General features: G+C 39.5%; 7 protein-coding genes. 5 read left to right on the plus strand and 2 right to left on the minus strand.

Annotation, left to right across the window (positions count from 1 at the left end):
* Nucleotides 1–15 precede the first annotated feature (15 nt).
* Genes V7783_RS18680 through V7783_RS18690 form a run of 3 tightly spaced genes read left to right on the plus strand, consistent with a single transcriptional unit; the run spans nucleotide 16 to nucleotide 3,660 of the window.
* Entirely contained in the window at nucleotides 16–2,232 is a 2,217-nt protein-coding gene (locus V7783_RS18680; protein ID WP_335680012.1) for a GumC family protein, read from the plus strand.
* The gene (locus V7783_RS18685; protein ID WP_335680007.1) at nucleotides 2,229–2,972 is read left to right on the plus strand and encodes a tyrosine-protein phosphatase; all 744 of its coding nucleotides are present in this window, start codon (nucleotides 2,229–2,231) and stop codon (nucleotides 2,970–2,972) included. The genes V7783_RS18680 and V7783_RS18685 overlap by 4 nt, the downstream gene beginning before the upstream one ends.
* Nucleotides 2,956–3,660 (plus strand): VpsP family polysaccharide biosynthesis protein, encoded by a 705-nt coding sequence (locus V7783_RS18690; RefSeq protein ID WP_335680008.1) that lies wholly within the window; start codon nucleotides 2,956–2,958, stop codon nucleotides 3,658–3,660. Before V7783_RS18685 ends, V7783_RS18690 begins: the two co-directional genes overlap by 17 nt.
* Nucleotides 3,661–3,679: 19 nt before the next feature.
* On the opposite strand, the gene trmA is transcribed toward V7783_RS18690, so the two are convergent.
* A complete protein-coding gene (trmA, locus tag V7783_RS18695; RefSeq protein ID WP_335680009.1) occupies nucleotides 3,680–4,777 on the minus strand; it encodes a tRNA (uridine(54)-C5)-methyltransferase TrmA in 1,098 nt (365 codons plus the stop codon).
* A 165-nt stretch (nucleotides 4,778–4,942) separates the two neighbouring features.
* On the opposite strand from trmA, the gene V7783_RS18700 reads away from it, so the two are divergent.
* Nucleotides 4,943–6,064, plus strand: a complete 1,122-nt coding sequence (locus tag V7783_RS18700) for a DUF5610 domain-containing protein (RefSeq protein ID WP_335680010.1) — start codon at nucleotides 4,943–4,945, stop codon at nucleotides 6,062–6,064.
* Between the two features lie 62 nt (nucleotides 6,065–6,126).
* Entirely contained in the window at nucleotides 6,127–6,918 is a 792-nt protein-coding gene (murI, locus tag V7783_RS18705) for a glutamate racemase (RefSeq protein ID WP_335680011.1), read from the plus strand.
* On the opposite strand, the gene V7783_RS18710 is transcribed toward murI, so the two are convergent.
* Nucleotides 6,881–7,360, minus strand: coding sequence for an RNA recognition motif domain-containing protein (locus V7783_RS18710; RefSeq protein WP_064668535.1), 480 nt, complete (start codon nucleotides 7,358–7,360; stop codon nucleotides 6,881–6,883). The genes murI and V7783_RS18710 overlap by 38 nt on opposite strands.
* Nucleotides 7,361–7,740 lie beyond the last annotated feature (380 nt).

Raw genomic sequence — 7,740 nt, forward strand, 5'->3', positions numbered from 1 at the left:
AAGTATATGGAACATATGAGAAAAAGCAGTGAGGCAGCAGGGTCACAAGATCATATTATTGATTTTGGAGCATATCTGCGTGTTATTAAACAAAAAAAATGGTCTATTTTTGGATTTGCCTTAATTGTTTCCATTGCTGTCAGTATGATTGCAATGACTTTGACCCCAAAATACCTTGCTACAGCAACGCTGTTAATTGAATCTTCACAGACCAAAGCAATTGGTATCGAGGAAGTGTATGGCTTAGACTCCTCACGGAAAGAGTATTACCTAACTCAATTTGAAGTGCTTAAATCTAATAGCATTGCGCGTGAGGTTATTGAAAAACTTAATTTAGCAGAGCATCCTGATTTTATTTCCAAACCTTCACTAAGCGCCGAATTTAAAAATTACCTGAAAGGGTTACTGCCATTTTTACCTCAAAAAGAACCTGATTCAAGTGCTACAGATGTACAGCAACAAAAGAAAATGCTGGGGTTGGTAGCGGCTTTTCAATCACGCTTGACAGTTAATCCGATCCGTAAAACTCAGCTTGTCCATATTACGTTCGAATCGAGTGATCCTGAGCTTGCTGCCTTAGTAGCAAACACTGTTGGCGAAGTGTATATCGACAGTAATATGCGTGCAAAAATGGGAATTACTAAAAAGGCATCTGATTGGTTAAATGTGAGGTTATCAGAGTTACGTATTCAGCTTGATGACTCTGAAGCGCGTTTACAAGAATACCGTGAATCACAAGAGTTGATCGATATTGAAGGGGTTTCTGGTCTTATCAATCAAGAGCTTGAACAAACCTCACAACAGTTAGTCGTGGCCCGCAACGAGAAAAACAATCTAAATAGTATTAACCGAGTGATTGCTGAATATGGAAAAGAAAACATTGAGCGTTTAGGTAGTATGCCTGAAATTACATCTCATCGTGTTATTCAAGATGTAAAACGAGAGATGGTTTTTGCACAGCGTAAGGTGAGTGAACTTGGGGAAGTATACGGGCCGAAGCACCCAAAAATCATTTCAGCTAAAGCAGAGTTGGCAACGGTTACCAAAAACTTGCACGAGCAGATAATGGGACTGGTTGCGGGGATTGAAAAAGAATTGAATCGCTCTATTCGTACAGTTAAAGCACTTGAACAAGATGTCGCAGATGTAAGAGCGCGTTATCAAGATATTTCTCGTAAAGAAACGGACTATAACCAGCTGAAAAGAGAGGTGGATACTAACCGAACTATCTTTAATAGTTTTTTATCTCGCTCGAAAGAAACTGAAGTAACAAGTGATTTTAGCTCGGCCGCAGCACGCTTCACTGATCGTGCTTTTGCTCCACTTAACCCAAGTAAACCAAATAAAAAAGTGATTGTACTACTTACATTTGTAGCAAGTCTTGGTTTTGCAATGATAATGGCATTAATTTTCGACTCTTTAAACGATACGATAAAGAGTAAAGCTGATATCGAAAATCGCTTAATGCATCGTATGCTAGGATTACTGCCTTTGGTGCGCTTACCTAAAAAAGCAAATTTACCTATCCATGCCTACCTACAGGATGGTTATAAAAACTTTGCAGAGGCAGTGCGAACATTTCGTACCGGTTTGATATTGACACAAATGGAGCGTAACCATCATGTTATAGCGGTTACTTCGACAGTGCCAGGTGAGGGGAAAACGACCACCTCAGCTAACCTTGCAATGTCGCTTGGTCAGCTGGGCAAGGTATTATTGATTGATGCTGATTTAAGAAAACCAAGCATTTGCAGACGTTTTGATATCCCAGCTTATCATCCGGGTTTATCAAACTTAATCATAGGCACTGAAAAACTTGATGAGTGTATTTTTATGGATAAAGAAGCAAGCTTTATGATAATGCCCAGTGGACCAGTGCCAAGTAATCCACTGGAACTGCTGGCATCAGAGCGGTTTACTAAGCTAATTAATTCATTAAAAAACCAGTTTGATTACATTGTTATAGATACGCCGCCAACACAAGCTGTGAGTGATCCATTAGTGATTGCACAACTGGCAGATGCCGTTGTTTATGTTGTTAAATCAGACAGTACACGGATCAAAGCAATTAAAGGTGGTTTAGACCGGTTATTTGAAGTTAAAGCGAATATTGCCGGCGTAGTACTAAATCAAGTTGATGTGACTAAAGATCATGATGGTAGTTATCAAGGCTATTATGATTATTACGATTACGGGCACAATACTGTGTCGGATCCGAAAAAAGTGGCATGATAGATATTCACAGTCATATTCTCCCTGAAATTGATGATGGTGCTAAGGATATATCCGAATCTTTAGCATTATTACGATTAGCGCAAGAAGATGGAATTACACATCTTGTAGCAACGCCACATATGCATTTTGGCCGTTTTGATAATAGTGCTGAGCTGATTAAACAACAGTTTGATATTTTTCGCAGCATTGTTGCGAAAGCGGATATAAATATAAAGTTGGCCGTCGCAGCTGAAGTGCGACTCGATTTGGAAATTATGCCACTCGTCAAACAACAAAAGCTACCATTTATAGGACAGATAAATGGCGTTAATTATGTGTTGTTAGAGTTACCCCATTCGCACATGCCAGTTGGTTTTGAAAATTTTATTCGCTGGTTAGTAAAGCAAAATATAGTACCTGTAATTCCACACCCAGAGCGCAATCGTGATATTCAAAAAAATGTGGCTTACTTAACACAGTTAAAGAAATTAGGTTGCGAATTACAACTGACAGCAGCGAGCGTTATAGGTCATTTTGGTGTTCAAGCACAACAACTGAGTGAATATATTCTAGCGCATCGCTTAGCTGATTATGTAGCGTCTGATATGCATAGTGTTAAACGCCGGCCACCAATGCTGACGTTAGCCCACGAGCGTATTTGTCGTTTCAGTGATTTAGCATACGCCCATGAGCTTTTTTATAGTAATCCTAAGCGCTTAACGCAATCACTGTTTAGTCAGTATGATAAACAAGCGTAGTGCGGTTTACTTATTACAGTGCGTAGCTTTAATTTTGGGGGCTGTGACTGTTGCTTATTGGAGCTTACAAAAAGCAACGGCTAATGCTTGGTACTTTTCTTCATTATATAGCCTGCAAAACTGGCAGCAGAATCCCGCGGCATTTAAAGAAAGTGATTACCAGTCAATGCTATTGTCTATTGGTCGTGCTGTAGAGCAAGACCCAACGCAGCCACATTACTTACATATCAAAGCGAATATAATTACCCTAGGTATTAGCCAGCATTGGTTACCTAAATCTGAGTTGGTAACAGCTAGAGAGCTATTGCTTGATTCTATTAACAACCGTAAAGCGTGGCCTAAAAGTTGGATTGAACTTGCGCGGGTTCAAGCATATTTAGAAGGTGTGGATGAGCAAGTAATCAACTATATTTCTCGTGCTGAGGAGGTTGGCCCCTATGATTTTGATGTACACAAAGCAGTGGTAGAAATCATGCTTCAGCACTGGTCAAATTTACAACCGCAATATAAAGCGTATTTTTTTAAGCATTTGCTTCTAGCACTACGCCATGGTTATAAATTTGTAGAGATACTAAAAATTGCAAAACAGTCTCAGCAATTACCACTGGTGTGTTTAATCCTTGATAAGGATAGTCGGTTTGAGGAAATTAAGCGGTCATGGATGAACAACAGCTATTGTGCTAAATAAGCACAATAGCTAAGTTAAGTTACTTGCGTTGTAAAAACACCCCAGATTCTATGTGATGGGTGTAAGGGAATTGGTCAAAAATTGCGAAGCGCTTAACTTCATGAGTACGGGTTAAATGCTCTAAGTCTCGCTCGAGAGTATCTGGGTTACATGAAATATAAATAATGCTTTCATAGTTAGCGACTAAATCACAAGTGAGTGTATCCATGCCAGCCCGTGGCGGGTCAACTAGAATGGTTTGGCAGTCGTAGCTTGTTAAATCAATACCCTCTAAGCGTGAAAACGTGCGCTCGCCATTCATCGCTTGAGTGAACTCCTCACTAGACATGCGAATAATATCTAAGTTAGTCACCTTGTTTTTGGCAATATTATACTGTGCAGAGTGCACTGATGACTTTGAGATCTCTGTAGCTAACACACGATTAAACGAGCCTGCCAATGCAATCGAAAAATTACCATTGCCACAATACAGCTCAAGCAAATCATTTTTTAATGGCTTACATAAATCCTGGGCCCACTCTAGCATCTTAATATTTACTTTGGCATTAGGCTGGGTGAAGCTATTTTCTACTTGTTGATAAATAAGCTCTTGGCCATTAACGGTTAGACGTTCGGTAACATAGTCATCACCCAACACTTCTTTTTGTTTGCGGGCACGACCAATAAAATCAATTTTAAAGCGTTCACTCAGCGCCACTTTTAACGCTTTAATGGCTGTTAGCCATTCATCATCTAATGGTTTGTGGTAAAGCAAGCTTACAAGAATTTCACCACTGAGACTTGATAAGTAATCTATTTGAAATAACTTGCGGCGTAATATCTCACAACCCTTTAAATTTTCGATCATCGCTTGCATAACTTCGCCAATCAGCGGTGCTGCTGGATCGAAGGTATCTACACGAATTTTTTCTTTGGTAGCTTGGTCAAACATAATATGGAATAAATCATCCCCATCATGCCACACTCTAAACTCAGCGCGTTGACGGTAGTGAATAGGCTCTGAGCCAAATACTTCTAATTGCTCAACCCCAAATCGTTGGAATTGCGCAATAATACGCTGCTCTTTTTCGCTTAATTGCGCATCGTATATTGATGTATCGATCTTAATAACTGCCATTATGCCCACTACCTTCTATCTTTAAGCTATTTATCGGCGCTATTGTAGGGGGCAGGGAGTATTTGTCTAGTTTTGCGTAATGAAAGGTGCTGTTTTTTTGTACATTTCGCTTCAGTTATTTATTTTTAGGCCGATACTAAAGAATGCAACTATAGGAGTCGGATCATGAAAATTGGTAACTTTGGCTTTGTTCCAAATAACAATGTTAATAAATACAGTAACAAAGGTGCATTACAGCAACCTACAATACAGTCTCCCCAAGATAGTTACCAGCAACGTGGTAGGGAGTTAGCCGCAAAAGTATTAGGTGATAAAATGGCACAAGCTTTGGGTTTACCTATTGCTGAAGAGAAAAAGGACAAGCCGCTATTTGATTTTGACGAAATCGTCAAAAATGTACTGGAGTTTGTAACTGGTGCAGTAAAAAAAGCTCAAGCTAATGGTGCCGATGATGAAAAACTCAAAGGCATGTTAGGCGATGCTCGTAAAGGTGTGCAAATAGGTATCGATGATGCTTATGAAGAGCTCAAAGGCACTGGGGTTTTAAATGACGAAATAGAAGAAGGCATCGAAAAATCAAAAGCAGGTATTTTTAGTGGCCTTGATGAATTTGAAGAAAACTTATTTAACCCAAAACCTGAGTCTGTGAGTGTGAGCCAAGCACAGTATCTAAGTTTAAGTAATAACGCAGAATATAACTTTACCACTGCAGAGGGTGATGAAGTGACGATTAGCTTTGCCGATGCCTTTAAACAGCAATCTGCTAGTAGCTATCAACGTAATGGCCAAAATGAAGGTTATGCCAGTGAATCATCACAATCGCGCCAGTTATCATTTAGTATGTCGGTCAATGGTGATTTGAACGAGGATGAACAGCAGGCTATTAATGAGCTAATGGAAGACTTACAAGGTGTGAGCCAAACCTTCTTCTCAGGGTCATTTGAACAGGCGTTTGAGCAAGCACAAGAGCTAAATCTTGGTAATGAACAGCTGGTGGCATTTTCAATGGACTTAAGGCAAACCAAAACCTTCGCCGCTATAAAAGGTTATGAAGAGAATAAACCTGCGCCAGAGAAAAAAGTTGCCGAACAGATTGCGCCATTTAACGATGACTTGAAGGAAGCATTCAATAAAGCGGGTGATCTAGGTTTACAAAATGAGCTTGCAGGTATCTTACAATGGCTGAATCAAGATAAAGAAGAGATTGGCAAGTTGGTTGAATATACTAAATCGATGTTTGAGCAAATGAATAAGCTACGCTCAGCCGCGTCAGAAAGCGAAGCGTAAACTTTATTTCTGTTTAACTGCATGGCAAACTGCTTCGCTTAAAGTAATACGAGGCGAGTAGTTTGTCTGCACATATTTTAGTTTTTGACTCAGGCCTTGGTGGCACCACAGTACTTGAGCATATTCAACGCGCGCTCCCAGAAGCGCAATTTAGTTATTTTATGGATAATGCCTACTTACCCTATGGTAAGCAAAGTCAACAAACCATCATTAACCGTCTTAGTGCTTTGCTTGAGTTTATCGCAGTTAATCAATTAGCGGTTGATATCATAGTGATCGCCTGTAATACCGCTTCAACAGCAGCTCTGTCAGCAGTTAGGAAATTAACCGATATTCCCATTGTTGGTGTTGTACCAGCAATAAAGCCTGCCACCTTAGTAACGCAAACAAAGCATATTGCATTACTCGCAACCCCAGCAACGATACAAAGTAGCTATACAAAGCAACTAATAAACGAATACGCAGCAGGTGTTACGGTGCACCTCTATGCAAGTGTGGAACTGGTCAGCATTGCTGAGCAAACAGTTATAAATAAACAGCTAGACCAAAAAAGATTAGCAGCAGAACTTAATGAGCTCGCTATTCATCCAAGTGTTGATGTGCTGGTATTGGGATGCACACACTTTCCCATTCTAGCGGATGGTATAAATAGCTATTTTAACAAAACGGTAGTTTTGTTGGACTCAGGTGCTGCGATAGCAAACAGAGTAGTGACATTATTAGCCGGGCAAAAAGTCAGTTTTACAGGCAAAAAAAAGCCGCTGCACTATTATGCAACGGCTTCTATTTGTATCGATAAGCAACCGGTGGAGCTAGTTACGCTGATTGATCTGACTCAGAACGAAAAGAGTTAGATTCATCATCTTGTTTTTGTTTTGCTTCACGAACCTTCAACGTACGTTGTTGGAACTCGCTATCGTTTAGTTTAGCAATCGCGTTATCTGCATCTAGTTCTGCCATTTCAACAAAACCAAAGCCACGACGTTTGCCAGTATTTTTATCCTTTAATAAACGAACATTAAATACTTTGCCTTGTTCTTCAAATAAAGTGCGTACTACACCTTCATTTGCACGATAAGGAAGATTGCCAACATAAAGTGTTTTTGTTTTTACTTCGGCTTCTTCTACATCGCCAGATGACATTGCAGCAACAACCACACCACCAATTAATAAACCAGCAGCAAATAATAGTGCAGGACTTAATTGTAGGCTTGAAAGTGCAAAGTTAACTATAACGAAACCAATAACAGCAAGGATAACTGAAGAGATAAGAGATTTTTGATCGGGTAATTTCATTTTGATCTACCAATAAACAGGAAATAAACATTAATTTAACATTGTGAACTTGCTATCTTAACGCGATAAATGAACATAGCAATGTTATTTGTGTGAAATTATTTAATTTACAGCAAAAAAAGTGAGTAAAAAGGGTGTTTAATGTGTTTTTTAGGTGGTTTTGCATGCTTTTTGAGCGAACGATTAAAAGATCGAAAAAAAGTGTTGATCTGTTTTTGGAACTCCCTATAATGCGACCCCACTGAGACGGCAGGCGCGACGCATAGCGGGGCACGAGCTACTTAGTAAGTCGAGTAAAACTTAAGTTTAGATTTTTTAGAAAGTTTAAAATTAAGTGTTGACAAAAAAATAGGAAAGCGTAATATGCGCAGCCCTAGCGA

This window comes from Pseudoalteromonas sp., assembly GCF_036960685.1.
Taxonomy (GTDB): domain Bacteria; phylum Pseudomonadota; class Gammaproteobacteria; order Enterobacterales; family Alteromonadaceae; genus Pseudoalteromonas.

Bases quoted from the DNA above. Each gene is read 5' to 3' on its own strand.
- V7783_RS18680 (WP_335680012.1), top strand. From the start codon at position 16: ATGAGAAAAAGCAGTGAGGCAGCAGGGTCACAAGATCATATTATTGAT.
- V7783_RS18685 (WP_335680007.1), top strand. From the start codon at position 2,229: ATGATAGATATTCACAGTCATATTCTCCCTGAAATTGATGATGGTGCT.
- V7783_RS18690 (WP_335680008.1), top strand. From the start codon at position 2,956: ATGATAAACAAGCGTAGTGCGGTTTACTTATTACAGTGCGTAGCTTTA.
- trmA (WP_335680009.1), bottom strand. From the start codon at position 4,777: ATGGCAGTTATTAAGATCGATACATCAATATACGATGCGCAATTAAGC.
- V7783_RS18700 (WP_335680010.1), top strand. From the start codon at position 4,943: ATGAAAATTGGTAACTTTGGCTTTGTTCCAAATAACAATGTTAATAAA.
- V7783_RS18710 (WP_064668535.1), bottom strand. From the start codon at position 7,360: ATGAAATTACCCGATCAAAAATCTCTTATCTCTTCAGTTATCCTTGCT.